The sequence below is a fragment of the Paenibacillus sp. FSL W7-1287 genome, from assembly GCF_038004245.1.
Lineage (GTDB): Bacteria > Bacillota > Bacilli > Paenibacillales > Paenibacillaceae > Pristimantibacillus > Pristimantibacillus camelliae.
In genome coordinates this window covers 3864808-3878939 of the sequence record NZ_JBBORD010000001.1, presented here as the reverse complement: position 1 = coordinate 3878939, position 14132 = coordinate 3864808, and the positions used below count along the sequence as shown (strand labels likewise).

Annotated in this window: 15 protein-coding genes and 1 riboswitch; of the genes, 9 read left to right on the top strand and 6 right to left on the bottom strand. The window is 43.2% G+C overall.

Annotation, left to right across the window (positions count from 1 at the left end):
• Positions 1-21 precede the first annotated feature (21 nt).
• The 4 genes from NSQ99_RS17560 to NSQ99_RS17545 all read right to left on the bottom strand — a co-directional run bounded on the left by NSQ99_RS17560 (position 22) and on the right by NSQ99_RS17545 (position 4704).
• Positions 22-696 (bottom strand): stalk domain-containing protein, encoded by a 675-nt coding sequence (locus NSQ99_RS17560; RefSeq protein WP_340838141.1) that lies wholly within the window; start codon positions 694-696, stop codon positions 22-24.
• Positions 697-914: 218 nt separating this feature from the next.
• Complete coding sequence (locus NSQ99_RS17555; protein ID WP_340838139.1) at positions 915-2342, bottom strand: ABC transporter substrate-binding protein; 1428 nt, start codon at positions 2340-2342, stop codon at positions 915-917.
• 680 nt (positions 2343-3022) lie between these two features.
• On the bottom strand, positions 3023-3853 hold the full coding sequence (locus NSQ99_RS17550; RefSeq protein WP_340838138.1) for a carbohydrate ABC transporter permease: 831 nt from the start codon (positions 3851-3853) through the stop codon (positions 3023-3025).
• Positions 3850-4704, bottom strand: coding sequence for a carbohydrate ABC transporter permease (locus NSQ99_RS17545; RefSeq protein WP_340838829.1), 855 nt, complete (start codon positions 4702-4704; stop codon positions 3850-3852). Before NSQ99_RS17545 ends, NSQ99_RS17550 begins: the two co-directional genes overlap by 4 nt.
• Positions 4705-5043: 339 nt before the next feature.
• Here NSQ99_RS17545 and NSQ99_RS17540 point away from each other — a divergent pair, with 339 nt between their 5' ends.
• The 3 genes from NSQ99_RS17540 (at position 5044) to NSQ99_RS17530 (ending at position 6416) form a co-directional block, all read left to right on the top strand.
• Positions 5044-5541, top strand: a complete 498-nt coding sequence (locus NSQ99_RS17540) for a PCYCGC motif-containing (lipo)protein (RefSeq protein ID WP_340838137.1) — start codon at positions 5044-5046, stop codon at positions 5539-5541.
• Between the two features lie 53 nt (positions 5542-5594).
• A riboswitch (guanidine-I (ykkC/yxkD leader) is annotated at positions 5595-5691 on the top strand.
• A 69-nt stretch (positions 5692-5760) separates the two neighbouring features.
• Positions 5761-6102, top strand: a complete 342-nt coding sequence (locus NSQ99_RS17535) for a DMT family transporter (RefSeq protein WP_251667648.1) — start codon at positions 5761-5763, stop codon at positions 6100-6102.
• On the top strand, positions 6102-6416 hold the full coding sequence (locus tag NSQ99_RS17530; protein WP_251667649.1) for a DMT family transporter: 315 nt from the start codon (positions 6102-6104) through the stop codon (positions 6414-6416). Before NSQ99_RS17535 ends, NSQ99_RS17530 begins: the two co-directional genes overlap by 1 nt.
• A gap of 89 nt (positions 6417-6505) precedes the next feature.
• Here the strand turns inward: NSQ99_RS17530 and NSQ99_RS17525 are convergent, their stop codons facing one another.
• Positions 6506-6961: a DinB family protein gene (locus NSQ99_RS17525; protein WP_340838135.1), complete on the bottom strand. Its 456-nt coding sequence runs from the start codon at positions 6959-6961 to the stop codon at positions 6506-6508.
• Between the two features lie 231 nt (positions 6962-7192).
• Here NSQ99_RS17525 and NSQ99_RS17520 point away from each other — a divergent pair, with 231 nt between their 5' ends.
• Genes NSQ99_RS17520 through NSQ99_RS17505 form a run of 4 tightly spaced genes read left to right on the top strand, consistent with a single transcriptional unit; the run spans position 7193 to position 9364 of the window.
• Positions 7193-7570 carry a GntR family transcriptional regulator gene (locus tag NSQ99_RS17520; RefSeq protein WP_340838134.1) on the top strand — a complete coding sequence of 126 codons (378 nt, stop codon included), beginning with the start codon at positions 7193-7195 and terminating at the stop codon, positions 7568-7570.
• Entirely contained in the window at positions 7570-8451 is an 882-nt protein-coding gene (locus tag NSQ99_RS17515) for an ABC transporter ATP-binding protein (RefSeq protein ID WP_340838828.1), read from the top strand. Before NSQ99_RS17520 ends, NSQ99_RS17515 begins: the two co-directional genes overlap by 1 nt.
• Complete coding sequence (locus tag NSQ99_RS17510; RefSeq protein ID WP_340838133.1) at positions 8432-9043, top strand: ABC-2 transporter permease; 612 nt, start codon at positions 8432-8434, stop codon at positions 9041-9043. The genes NSQ99_RS17515 and NSQ99_RS17510 overlap by 20 nt, the downstream gene beginning before the upstream one ends.
• A gap of 39 nt (positions 9044-9082) precedes the next feature.
• Positions 9083-9364, top strand: coding sequence for a YfzA family protein (locus NSQ99_RS17505; protein WP_340838131.1), 282 nt, complete (start codon positions 9083-9085; stop codon positions 9362-9364).
• Between the two features lie 87 nt (positions 9365-9451).
• Here NSQ99_RS17505 and NSQ99_RS17500 read toward each other — a convergent pair whose 3' ends face one another.
• Positions 9452-10138: a metal-dependent hydrolase gene (locus tag NSQ99_RS17500; RefSeq protein WP_340838130.1), complete on the bottom strand. Its 687-nt coding sequence runs from the start codon at positions 10136-10138 to the stop codon at positions 9452-9454.
• 375 nt (positions 10139-10513) lie between these two features.
• Here NSQ99_RS17500 and NSQ99_RS17495 point away from each other — a divergent pair, with 375 nt between their 5' ends.
• Positions 10514-11983: a PTS mannitol transporter subunit IICB gene (locus NSQ99_RS17495; RefSeq protein WP_340838129.1), complete on the top strand. Its 1470-nt coding sequence runs from the start codon at positions 10514-10516 to the stop codon at positions 11981-11983.
• A gap of 75 nt (positions 11984-12058) precedes the next feature.
• Positions 12059-14119, top strand: coding sequence for a BglG family transcription antiterminator (locus tag NSQ99_RS17490; RefSeq protein WP_340838127.1), 2061 nt, complete (start codon positions 12059-12061; stop codon positions 14117-14119).
• The last annotated feature ends 13 nt before the right edge of the window (positions 14120-14132 follow it).

Genomic DNA, 14132 nt, shown 5'->3' with positions numbered 1-14132 from the left:
ATGGCCGGCTTTTTGTATGTTTTATTTAAAGTAGGAAGTTGTAAGTGGAACAAATACTTGCCCGTTTCTATCTGCACTGCCGTGAACATATAAAGTATCTACGCCACCGATATCTACTTCAATAGTAATCAAGCCTTCGCTCGGATCAATGACTTCGATTTCTTTTAGAATAATGTCATTATCTGAGTCTTTGATCTGAATTTTTTCAAACGGCTCGCCGAGGGCAGCTATTTGTAGATATAAGGTTTGATATCTACCCTTTGGATACAGCATGAAGCTAACTCCACGATTGGCATTATTATCGTTATAGAAGGCCTCTTTGTAGTCCTTGCCTTTGTACGTAGTTTGAGCTGGATCTTTGGTGTGATTGTCGCTTCTGAAATCTTTGGATAGAGCAATACCATCGACGACTTCCCCTAAATTAATCGTTTCTGTTTTGCCGTCGTAATTAACCGCCACGCCAAGCGCATCAGAAACTGCGCGAACCGGAAGATAAGTTGTGTTTTTGTAGCTGATAGGAACTACTGCAAGACCACTGCTGTCTTTAAGCTGTGTAGGAACGCCGTCCACTTTAAAGGAAATACCAGGATTTAGATATGCCTTAATTTCTTGCAGCTTCGTTGCTCCATATACTCCCGTTGCCATACTTGCAATTACAGTCGTTGCCATAATCGTTGCAAATACCTTTTTTTTCACAATTTTCCTCTCCTAACTATTATTGATACGTCTATGATAGCATTGAAGGCACATTTGTCATGAGAAAAATTTCCTGTTTTTATTAAAACATATAGGAAAATTGCAGAAAAACACTACAAAAGCCCCTCGTCTGTGTGACTAAAGTTAGTAAGGCTTGTTAACCTTAGTGCCAATTATAGGACAAGGGGCTGCTTGCTAGTGCAGTTATTTTGACTGTCTTATTGGACTGTCTTATTATATGTGGAAATTTTGTCAGTGATCTGCTGTGCTCCGCTAGTCAGCGCATCCTGCGGTGATTTTACGTCGTTTAGTGCTTCCTCAATCGCGCTTTCTACGATCTGACGAGCCTCCGGGAACACACCCATTACAGCACCTGTTGAGGCCGTGCTTGGTTTAGATGCATGGAGCTGGTCGACTGCCGTTTGAAATTGAGGGTATTTTGCTAAATTGTCAGAAACAAGCGTTTCTTCATAGGCAGCCTTCGTTATTGGAAAGTAGCCAGTGTTAACATGCCAGTAAGCTTGAGTTTCCGGCTTAGCTAAGAACTTAATAAACTCCCAGGCTGCTTGCTGCTCTTCCTGTGATTTGTTATTCATGATCCACAGGCTTGCACCACCAACAACGACACCGCCCTCAGCTGCATTTGCTGCTTTTGGCAGGAAGCCAGTGCCAACTTCGAATTGTCCTTCCGCAGCATCAACAATACCGCGCAGCGAAGCAGTTGAATCAAGTGTCATAGCAACTTGCCCTGCAAGGAATGCTTTTTTCGTATCGGCTGTTGCACGTCCTAGATTGAGTGCATGTCCTTGATCGACAAGCTCCTTCCACCAAGTAAGTGTCTCAACGCCGACTTCATTATTCAAATTAGACTCCGTAGCAGCTGAAGTACGACCGTTGCCATTGTTTAAATAGTCACTACCTTGATTTGCGAAAAATTGCTCCATAAACCATCCGTATATCGCAAAGGAAGCTCCAGCCTGTCCACCCTGTGTCAGCTTTTCAGCATACTCTGCAACCTCCTCGAAAGTAGCTGGAGCTTTATCTGGATCTAGACCTGCTGCTGAGAACATGTCTTTGTTGTAGTAGAGGATTGGGTTAGAAGTATTAAAGGGCATAGAATGCAGCTGACCATCAAAGGAATAGTAATTAGTAATGTTCTCTTCAAGCAGAGAGAGGTCATATTGCTCTGCATCGATGAACGTTTGAATAGGAGTTGTAGCTCCAGAATCGATCATAAAGCGAGAGCCGATCTCGTAAACCTGGATCAAAGCTGGACCTGACTTGGAATCCATCGAAGCCTTCATCTTGTTCAGGCTCTCATCATACGAGCCTTGGTAGACTTCTTCAACGATAATGTCTGATTGCGAGCTGTTGAATTGAGCTACAAGCTCAGTTACTGCAGCACCTAGCTCTCCACCCATGGAATGCCACCATAATACATTAACTGGCTCACTGCTTTTCGTAGATGAGCTTGATGCTTGACTTGCACTGGACGTAGTGCTCGTTGACTTGTTAGCTCCGCCAGTTTCTGTGTTAACGTTGTTACTCGCGTTATTACCTCCAGAACCATTGCCACAAGCTGATGCAAACATAAGGATGAAGGTTAAACTTGCTGCCAGACTCCATTTCAATCTTGATTTGATCATTGTTTCTCTCCCTTTTCTCTTAAAGTTTCCGTTCAAAAAGTTTGCTTGAATTCAAGCTTCGATGCCGATTAAGCACCAAAAAGATCGAATGAAGCTAGGGCTGAGGAGCGCAGCGTACGTTGTGGGTACGTGAGCACCAGAAGACCAGGCTGAATTCAAGCTTCGATGCCGACTAAGCATGCAGAGTGCAGCTCCGTGATCAAAGGTGGACTTTTTGAACTACCATCAAATGACGTTCAAAAAATTCAACTTTCAGCACCGAGAAGATCGAATGAAGCTAGGGCTGAGGAGCGCAGCGTACGTTGTGGGTACGTGAGCACCAGAAGACCCGGCTGAATTCAAGCTTCGATGCCGACTAAACAATCAGTGCAGCTCCGTGATCAAAGGTGGACTTTTTGAACTACCATCAAATGACGTTCAAAAAATTCAACTTTCAGCACCGAGAAGATCGAATGAAGCTAGGGCTGAGGAGCGCAGCGTACGTTGTGGGTACGTGAGCACCAGAAGACCAAGCTGAATTCAAGCTTCGATGCCGATTAAGCATACAGAGTGCAGCTCCGTGATCAAAGGTGGACTTTTTGAACTACCTCTAAAAAATTTATGGTTACACTCTAGCACGAGTGGCTACCACCAATCCCATAACAACGCAGCAATGGAGTAATACTGGAACAACACCAGTACTAGCCCTTCACGGCACCAGCCGTAATTCCGCGAACGAGCTGCTTCAGTCCAACTATTAACAGAATGAAGGAGGGAATTAGAACGACGAGCACGCCTGCAAGCAGATGATTCCATGAGCTCATTTCCTCAAATTGAAGCATACTGACACCGATCTGCACGGTGCGCATCTGATCGCTGTTCGTTACAAGCAGCGGCCATAAGTACATATTCCACGAATTCAGAAATACATAGACAGAAAGTGAAGCCAGTGCTGGACGAGAGAGTGGGAGCACGATGGTAAGGTAGTGTCGAATATGTCCAGCGCCGTCGATTCGAGCAGCCTCGAACAGCTCTCTTGGCAGCTGCAGGAAAAACTGACGCAGTAAAAACACCCCGAAGGCTGATGCGAAGAATGGCAGTGTCAGCCCTTGATAGGAGTCGAGCCAATCCCAGGATCGAATCGTGAGATAATTTGGAATAATAGTCACTTCCCAAGGGATCATCATTGTCGATAAAAATAGAATGAACCAGAATTGTTTCCCGGGAAATAAGATGTAGACAAATGCATACGCAGCCATTGAAGCGATACAAACCTGACCAATCATAATGACTGTTGCCATAATAAAGCTATTGCTAATAAAGGTTGAGACAGGAATTAGCTTAAATACAAGCAAGATGTTCCCGAAATATAGCTGCTCCGGGATTAACTTAGGCGGATAAAGTGACGATTGTGCTGGATCCATAATCGCCTGCAGCAGTGTATATAGCAGCGGGAATATCGTCAGCAGTGCAAGGATGGTCAGTACGAAATATACAGTAAAGGTCGGTAAGGCTGCGCTCCGAATGTTCATTGATAATGCACCTTCTTTTCAACAACTGCGAATTGGATAATCGTTAATAAAAGAACGATGACAAATAAGACGAGTGCCAAGGCACTTCCTGTACCATACTGATAATTGACGAAGGCTTCCTTATAGATCGAATAGACAAATACCTCGGTCGCTCCAGCTGGACCACCCTTTGTAAGCAGATGAATTTGTCCAAAGGCTTGAAAAGCACTTATAATTGAAATGACCGTCAAGAAAAACAGTGTTGGCGACAAAAGTGGCAGTACAATTTGCATAAATGCGCGAATTGGTCCAGCGCCGTCGATTTTTGCGCTTTCTACTAAATCACCTGGAATGCCCTGTAAGCCGCTTAATACGATAATGTAATTGAAGCCAAAGTTCATCCAAACCGTCATTAGTGAGATGGACACTAGTGCAGTTGAAGGACTTGTCAGCCATTGAACAGGGGCAATGCCTCCCAGTGAAAGTAAATAATTGAGAATACCTAGTGTTGGATGAAATAGAATCGTCCATATGACGGCTGATGTGCTAACAGACATAGCCAGTGGCATCGAAAATAAAAATTGGTATAGCTTCATTCCAGGCCAGCGAATATGGGTCAATGCGGCAGAGATGACTCCTAGAATAATGCCTGTAGGCACGGTGAACAACGTAAACAGTGCAGTTACCTTTAGACTGTTCCATAGCATATCGGAAGAAAGCAATGCCGTGAAATTATCTAAGCCTACGTACGCTGCTACTCGGCCCCTCGGATCTGTAATATGAAAGCTGAGATAGACAGATTGGATCAGAGGATAAAACAAAAATAATCCGAAAAGCACGAGCGAAGGAGCCAAGAAACTATAGCCGAGCATACTTTCCTTCCATGTACGCCACTTGGCTGCTTGGATGTGCAATCTAGTAGAACGCTTCGCTTGCGCAGCTGGCAAGGCAACTTCACCAACTCTCGATTTCATGAATGATACCACCTTTGTACAATCTTTTAGGACTTCCCATCCATCATAGGAAGTATTTGTTAACTAGTTGTTATCCAGAAGTTAAAGTATTTTGAAGAAAGTGGTTGATCATGTAGAATACTCACAACAACGATGCTGTCGTAGTGATTAAACTTACATTACAGATCGTTCGTATTGAGGTATACTATGAGAAAATGAACGAACTCTACGAAAACGATGTAAAGAGGCGAGGATATAGTGAGAAGATACGTAGCATTAGCAGCAAGTATAGTTATTGCTGGAGGCGTGCTAGCAGCCTGTGGGAATGCAGCTGGCAGTAATGAGACTAATCATAACGATGCTCATGGTGAGCATCAGCATGTAGTAGCAAGTGGTGACCTGCAGGAAGTAACGTCATCTAAAGAGACACTTCCTTCTTTCTTGAATGTTGCATCGGAGAAAACTACCTTAGCGTATCAAGCAGCTGTCCTGCTGCCAGAGGCGCTTCAGCAAATTCCTTGCTACTGTGGCTGCGGGGAGAGCGCTGGTCATAAGAGCAACTTCAATTGCTTTGTCGCTGAGATTCGAGAGGATGAGGTCGTATGGGACGATCATGGTACTCGCTGCGGCATATGTGTAGATATTGCACTTAAGGCTGCGAGCTTGCTTAAGGAAGGACAATCTCCAGCCGATATTCGCAGCCTGATCGATGAGCTGTACGGTGAAGGCTTCGGGGAGCCAACGCCACTATCTTAGGCATTTACCTTGAAATCATATGAAAACTGTGTATAATAAAAACTAATTGTATAGTAAAAGTTTTCTAGGGTTCCGTAGCTTCGTGCTGGTCTGGTCCGAGAGAAAACTCACAGCATTGCTGTGTCACGGAAGGATAAAAGCCTGGGAGAAACTGTTGTTACAGTTTTCACTCAGGCTTCTTTGTTTTTGCCGTTCATTACATTAGGAGGTGTCGACTACATGAATAAAAATTGGGTTAAAGTATTTATTGCAGCATTTTTGGAGATTTTTTGGGTCATCGGATTGACTCATGCCTATGATTTTTGGACATGGACCTTTACAGTTATTGCAATTATCGTTAGTAACTATCTCATGATTACTGCAGCGCAGGTACTGCCCGCTGGCACGGTCTATGCTATCTTTGTCGGATTAGGAACTGCAGGTACCGTCATGTCTGAAATTCTATTCTTTGATGAGCCCTTTCATTGGGTGAAAGTGATTCTAATAGGAGTACTGTTAACTGGGGTCATTGGACTAAAGCTAGTTACTGACGAGAAAAGCGAGAAAGGGGCTGAGGCATAATGGCTTGGGTAGCATTAATTTTAGCAGGCTTATTGGAAACGTTTGGTGTCGCTATGATCAATCAGCTATCTATAAAGCGAAACTGGCAAACAGTCGCTTTACTAATTCTAGGATTTGGCTTAAGTCTTGGATTACTTAGCTATGCCTTACGTTATATTCCGATGGGAACAGGATATGCGATCTGGACTGGAATCGGTGTTGTTGGCGGTGCTTTAGTAGGGATGATCTTCTATGGAGAGTCAAAGGATTGGAAGCGTATGGTATTCATCGCTATGGTTTTAGGAGCAGCTGTTGGACTTAAATTATTTTCATAATGATTATTGCTAGAAAGATATAGCAATAAGAAGGAATAAGCCTAATTTCAACAAAGAAATTAGGCTTATTTTTAATTTGTTTTATCCCGTTAGAGCCTCGCGAACGTAATGTAGTCGACTTGGATGGGTTCAGCCGATTCGATACGGAGTGCTCGATTGATCTGTCCACGGTGATATTGGCCATGCAACAGAACCTGAGAAAGGATATCCCGAACGGAAGTTTGGAATGGAGTCCCGCTCTGATTCGTATAGTTGACCATCTCATCCAGCTTGGATTCCTCGAGAGCTTCGATATATAGGCGGTACTGCTTGGCATTCTCTTCGAACATCGATTGGATCTCGCTTAGACTCTCCGCTTGCTCCCACAGCGAAAATTGTGCGCTGCCCTTGCCCTGCAATCGGGACAACCACACTTGTTCTGCAACCGCGACATGTCGAGCGAGCTTCAGAAGCTCCATGTTCTGCATATTACTCATCTCTAGAGCCTCTAAGATACGTTTGTCCGCCCAGTACATATGGTCCATCATACGCTTTATCGTCTTCATCACGTTGTTCCCCCTCTTGAATAACATCATTCATTATATTCCATTAAGTTTAACTATAATGACAGCAGTCTATATACCAAAAACGAAAAGCAATAACATAATGTTGCGATTACTTGCTCGATCGCAGCAAAGTTTCCGTAGCTGTAAAAAAGTGCTTGAAAAGCGTTTGAAAGGTGTGTATATTGTATATAGTGTATATATACAATTAACCTGTGTGAGTGAGGTCGTTGCATGCAAATTATTATATCGAACTCTTCAAACGAACCGATATATGAACAAATTTACAGTCAGATTAAGAGACATATATTGACGAATGAGTTGAAATCAGGGCAAGCTCTGCCTTCTATGCGCCAGCTGGCGAAGGAGCTAGACATCAGTGTCATCACCACGAAGCGAGCTTATGAAGAGCTGGAGCGGAATGGCTTTATCTATTCGGTTGTTGGCAAGGGCTCCTTTGTCTCAGAGCAAAATAATGAAATGATTAAGGAAAGAAAGATGAAGGTCATCGAAGAGCAATTACTGTCTGCTGTTCAGAACAGTAAGGAGATTGGTCTTAGTTTAAATGAGCTATTAGATTTGTTAACGATGCTATATAGGGAGGAATTATGATGGAAAACGTCATTGAGCTTAAGCAAGTCCATAAATCATTCCCAAACTTTCAGGTAAAGGATCTTTCGTTTTCTGTAAAAAAGGGTTTTGTAACGGGATTTATTGGTGGCAATGGTGTAGGTAAATCAACCACGATTAAAATGCTTATGAATTTATTGCAGCCGGATGCAGGAACGATATCGATCTTTGGAATGAATTATAACAAGCATGAAAAGGAAATTAAGCAGCGTATCGGCTTTGTCTATGATGAAAACATATTTTACGAGCAGTCGACGATGCTAGATATGAGAAGTATTATGAAATCTGCATATGCCAAATGGGATGATGAGCTCTTTCATTATTATGTTAAAGAATTTGAGCTGCCAATAAAACAAAAAATTAAGTCCTTCTCGAAGGGGATGATGATGAAGGCGTCCTTAGCTTTAGCTTTGTCACATCATGCTGAGTTGATCATTATGGATGAGCCAACGTCAGGACTTGATCCTATCTTCCGCAGAGAGCTGCTCGATATTTTGCATAGCTTTATGCAGGATGGGGAGAAAACAATTTTCTTTTCTACTCATATTACGACGGATCTTGATCGCATTGCCGATTACATTACGTTTATTCATAATGGTGAGCTTATGTTCAGCAAGGAATATTATCAGATCGAAGAAGAGTACGCCATTATCAAGGGAGCTACAGAGCTGCTAGATCGAGATACAGAGAAGGAATTTATAGCAATACGGAGATCTAATCATGGCTTTGAAGCATTGACGAGTAATAAGGCTCAAGCCTCTCATCTTTTTGGTGACTCAGTTTTGCTGGAAAAGCCATCATTAGAAGACATTATGTACTACACGAAGAAGGGAGCTGAAGGCGGTGCTGCAATTAATACGTAAAGACGTCATGCTACAAAAGAACACGTTGCTCATCATGCTACCGCTTTTAGTCGTTTATATCGCATTAAATGCCTCTGCGACAATTTTATCAGGTGTTTTATTTACGATAGCCATTACGATGCAATCCTTTATGCTAGACGAAAAGCGGCAAATCCACATACTGTTCAATTCTTTGCCGTATACACGTAAAGAAATCGTAACCTCTAAATATATTGGTGTTTTTTGTTTTACAGGTCTAGTACTGCTTACTATCCTTATTGCTAATCTTGTGATTCATGGTGAGTCGCCAACCTGGAAGGAGCTTCTGTTCATTCTGTGCCTTACGACGCTGTTTTTCTCATTTAGCTTGCCTTTTTCGTATCGTTTCAAAAGTCAGTATCTATTGTTTGCCAGTATTGGAACATTTGCAGCGTATCTCGTCGTTATTAATGTGTTTATACCTAATTTGCATGATCTGATAAGAGAAGTCGTAGCGTTTCTGTTAGCGATGGAGCAAGTTCAGCTCTATGTTCTTGTCGGCTGTGCCTTGGTAATCGTATATATTCTGTCATGGCTGCTGTCTATTCGGATTTATGAGAAGAAAATGTTCTAGTTCGATATTCAACATTCAACATGGTGAGATGGGGAGGTTATGATGTTGGAGACTACAACTCGTAAACGTACAATTTTCAAATGGGGCTGGCTTAAATACATTGGTATTTTTGCTGCTATTCAGTTCTTTTTTATGATCTTTGATCGCTTTCCTCCTAGGTTTAGAGAGGGAACAGTGCTTTCTCGACTGTCTGAATCTACATGGTTTACAGAGAAGTTTACATTTTATGAAACACCTGAATTTAATATTCTCACTGTGTTTTTTGCGCTAATATTTCTGCCATCGGCCATGATCAGCGCAATAAAAAGTATACGGCAATAAACCATCATAAAAAATAGAGCCGGCACGGATCGCAGCTTTAGCTGATCATCCATGTCGGCTTTTTCGTATCTGTTCAGTTTTATCGTCTTAGATCGTGATCGACTGTCCTGGAGTAAGTGCGTGACCTTGCTGGCTTTGCTGCTCAAGCTTAGCGACAAACGTCTCACCGCTTTGTTGAATTGGAGGGAACGTATTGAAATGAATCGGAAGGATGTGCTTAGCACCTGTCCACTTCGCTGCAAGCAAGGCTTCTTCTGGTCCCATCGTAAAATGATCACCGATTGGTACCGCTGCAATATCGATGTCATGCAGATCGCCGATGAGCTTAATATCGGAGAACAGTGCCGTATCACCCATATGATATAATACCTTATCTCCCATCGTAACTATGACGCCTTGTGCTTGACCCGCATAATGAGTGACTCCATCAACTTCATAGGATGAGCTATGAAAGGCCTGCACAAACTTTATCGATACCTGCTCATCTAGCTGAAACTTGCCTCCTGTGTTCATACCTAACGTGCTTGCACCTGTTGGACTAATAAGGTTCGCTAGCTCCACGACTGCATAGATTGGACAATCATTCGCTAGGGCGATCGAAGCAGCGTCGGCAGAGTGATCGTGATGACCATGTGTAAGAACGACAGCATCTACATTTACTTGCTCCGGCTGCAATGGTGCAGTGGGATTGTCACGCAGGAACGGATCAATAATTAATCTTTTTCCTGCCCCTTCTACGAGCAGACAAGCATGACCTAAAAAAGTAATCTTCATATGTAATGACTCCTTTCTTATCAATCGTTCTGTCCCAGTATACCATGATCCATAAGCTAATTAGAAATGAAGCAGCGATTAGGTAGGCAAGTGATGGATGTGATGTCGTTGTGCGTTGGATTTGCCCACCAATAGCTATATTTCAAGCACTGCGTAAAAATATTTTTTATAAAAAGTTCAACATGATGGTGTATGAAGGTATTTATGAAAACGCTTTAATGACAATGCTTTGAGGGTCTTCACAAATATTTTAATTCGATTGTGGCAACAATACGACTGACAAAATGTCATTTTCCTTTTGTTGCTTGGGATTTGGGGATTGGGTAGGATGAAAACAGATAGATTACTAAAAAACATATCTTAGGAGGTTTTGGTATGGAGCAGCAGAATGGCGTACGCGTTGCCGTTCAAAAGTTTGGGCGTTTCTTAAGTGGTATGGTTATGCCCAATATTGGAGCATTTATTGCTTGGGGACTGCTAACCGCTTTATTTATTCCAACAGGCTGGTTGCCAAATGAAAAGCTGGCAGCACTCGTAGATCCAACCCTTAAATATCTTTTACCACTTCTAATTGGTTATACTGGTGGTACGATGGTTCACAAGCAACGAGGCGGGGTTATCGGTGCGTTAATGACAATGGGTGTCATCGTAGGCTCTAACATTCCGATGCTGCTTGGAGCAATGATCTGTGGTCCGCTCGCAGCTTGGATACTTAAGAAATTTGACGGACTGATTGAAGGTAAGATTAAGTCCGGCTTTGAAATGCTAGTTAATAACTTCTCACTTGGTATCATCGGTGGAGCGTTAACAATCGTTTCTTACATTGGTATTGGTCCGATTATTGAGAAAGTGACGGCAATACTTACGACAGGCGTGGAATTCCTCGTTAATCATAACCTAATTCCATTAGCTAATCTTATCATTGAGCCAGCAAAAATATTGTTCCTGAACAATGCGATCAACCATGGTGTATTAGGACCAATTGGTTTGAATGAAGCGGCTCAGGTTGGTCAATCGATTCTGTTCTTACTAGAATCTAACCCAGGTCCAGGTCTTGGTATTCTGCTTGCTTACATGATTGCAGGCCGTGGTTCTGCACGAAGCACAGCGCCTGGTGCGGTTCTTATTCATGCAGTTGGTGGTATTCATGAAATTTACTTCCCGTATGTATTAATGAACCCTAAGCTAATCATTGCTGTTATTGCAGGTGGTATTTCAGGCACATTTACATTCTCTATTCTTGGCGCAGGTCTTGTTGCTACACCTTCACCGGGTAGTATTATCGCTCTAGCTGCGATGGCGCCAAAAGGCGGTTTGCTGCCAGTGCTAGCAGGCTTTATCGTCGCAACCGTTGTAACATTCGTTATCGCATTCTTTATGCTTAAGACGACTAAGAACAAAGGTGAAGAGGAAGATTTGGAAGCAGCGGCTCAAAAGATGAAGGATATGAAAGCTGCGGGCAAAACAGCAGCAACGGATTCAGTATCTAATCCAAATCAAGCTGCAAATGAGAGAGCATTGAATGAAGTCGTTGGCAGCGATGAAGCGGATGATAAGAAAGCTGCAGAGGATGTTCACAAAATTGTATTCTCCTGCGATGCAGGTATGGGGTCTAGTGCGATGGGCGCTTCTATTCTACGCAAGAAGATGAAGGCAGCCGGCTCAGACATTACTGTAATTAATACTGCAATTAGCGATATTCCAGACGATGCGGACATTGTCATCACACATAAAACGTTAACGGATCGAGCAAAGCAAAAGGCACCACAAGCGGAGCATATCTCCATTGATAACTTCCTTAAGAGCCCAGAGTATGAATTGCTTGTAGAGCGTTTAACGAAATAAAAAAGTTTAGGCCACAATTGCTGGAGCGTATGCTCTGGCAATGTGGTCATTCTAAGCATATAGGCGGGTAATAAGATGAATATATCAATTCGAACTCGTCAGATCATTGAAAATCTTCTGCATGAAGAACAAGGACTAACCATTAGTGAAATAGCGAATCATTTGGAGGTAAGTCCGCGTACTGTTCATCGAGAGCTAACAAGCGTAGAGGAAACAGTGACAGCCTATCACATTGAGCTGATTCGCAAATCAGGACTAGGCATTAAGCTCAGCGGAGATCAGGAATCGATGCATGCGTTAGAGGAAGCATTGTCATCGTTATCGAAGATAGAGTTTACATCGGAGGATCGGCAGCTGTTGATCCTATGCATGCTTCTCGCAGCTGATGAGCCCATTAAGCTTTTTGCTATCGCACACGAGCTGAAGGCCGCTGTATCCACGATAACGAATGATCTTAACACGCTTGAAAAATGGGTAAGAAAATGGCGTGTAGCGCTTGTTCGCAAAAGAGGTCTCGGTGTCATATTGTCTGCACCAGAAACTCAGCTTAGAGAATTAATTCGACAAGTAGTCAAGCTGCGCTTAGACCCAACAGAGCTTATAACGAGCTCTAAACAGCTATCTGGGCATCCTATCTATGAACGGCTGTTCCAGCTTGCTGGTAAGTCGGTAATGTCGGATGTCGAAAGTGTGCTGTGGTTATGGGAAGAGCAATGGGAAAGTCAGCTTAGTGAGGATGGCTATACGGATCTGCTGCTGCGCTTGTCGATCGGCATTAGCCGCATTCGGGCAGCGCGTTTGATCCAGCCGGGTGAATGGCGAAGACTTAAATACGAGGAATCTGAAAGTGAAGCAGGGGTTGAGCGTTTAACGGAGCTGTTGTCAGAGCATTTTGAGCTAAGCTTCACAGTGGATGAGAAGAAGTATATCTACTACATCATTCATCACGTTCGCGAGGAGCATGTACTGGCACTGCTCGGTGATGATCTATCATTAACGCAAGCGATCGCTCAAATTACAATGCATGTCGAGAAAAAATTCCAGGTAGACCTTAGAGAGGATCGATCACTTAGAGACGGGTTGTTCCATCATATGAAGCTTACGCTGCATCAGCTGAATGCTGGACAGACGATACGCAATCCTTTGCTGGAGCACATTATGAAGGACTATGAGGAGCTTTTCGAGACCGTTCGCGACGCAGCTCAAGCTTATCTACCTAATCTACACATACCGGATGAGGAAATCGGATATATCGTTACGCATTATGGCGCTGCGCTTGAAAGATTAAAGCATCTGCAGCCAGATGTACATGCGATATTGGTTTGCAGTACGGGGATTGGCTCATCTAAGCTGCTTCAGGTACGCCTGCAAAAGGAATTTCCACAAATCCGAATTATCGATCGTGTTTCGTGGTATGAGGCTTCTAGGCTCTCAAGCGACCGGTACGATATTATCATCTCAACGATTGATTTACCGATCAATCCAGCTGCTTATTTAAAGGTCACGCCTTTAATCACGCAGGAGGATGCAGATCGGCTGCTTGCTTTTATCCGTGATACAGCGATTGTGAAGAAGCCATACCCAGTCGACATGTACTCGGACGATGATATTCGCTCTAAGCCTGATCTAGATCAGCTTCTAAGTAAAAAGATAACGCTCGATCATATTATATGGATTATCGAGCAGTTTGAGATCGTTGAGCTTCGGGAAGAATACAACGATCTATCTTCGATTCTAGAGGCCGCTTGCGTACATGAGCAGCATAAGGAAGTGCTGACGGAAGCCGATCTAGTTAAGCATCGCTTGCTCGATCGAGAAAAAAACGGCAGTCAAATGATTCCCGACACCACGCTGGCGTTATTTCACACGAGAAGCTCGGCTATTCACACTTCTTCCTTAACGCTGTTCAAGCTAGATACTCCAATCTATATGGATAAACAGCAACAAATTCAGCTAGAGCATTTCTTGTTAATGCTGGCGCCGCAAAGCTTGCCTTGGGAAGCTCTTGAGGTGCTTAGTGAAATCAGTGCGTTGCTGCTAGAGGAAGAGATGATTGAGCTGTTAGGCCGCGGCGATGAGCAGGATATTCGTCAATACTTAACGAAAAAGCTACATGAATTTTTTAACACTAAATAAAAAGGTGAGTGAC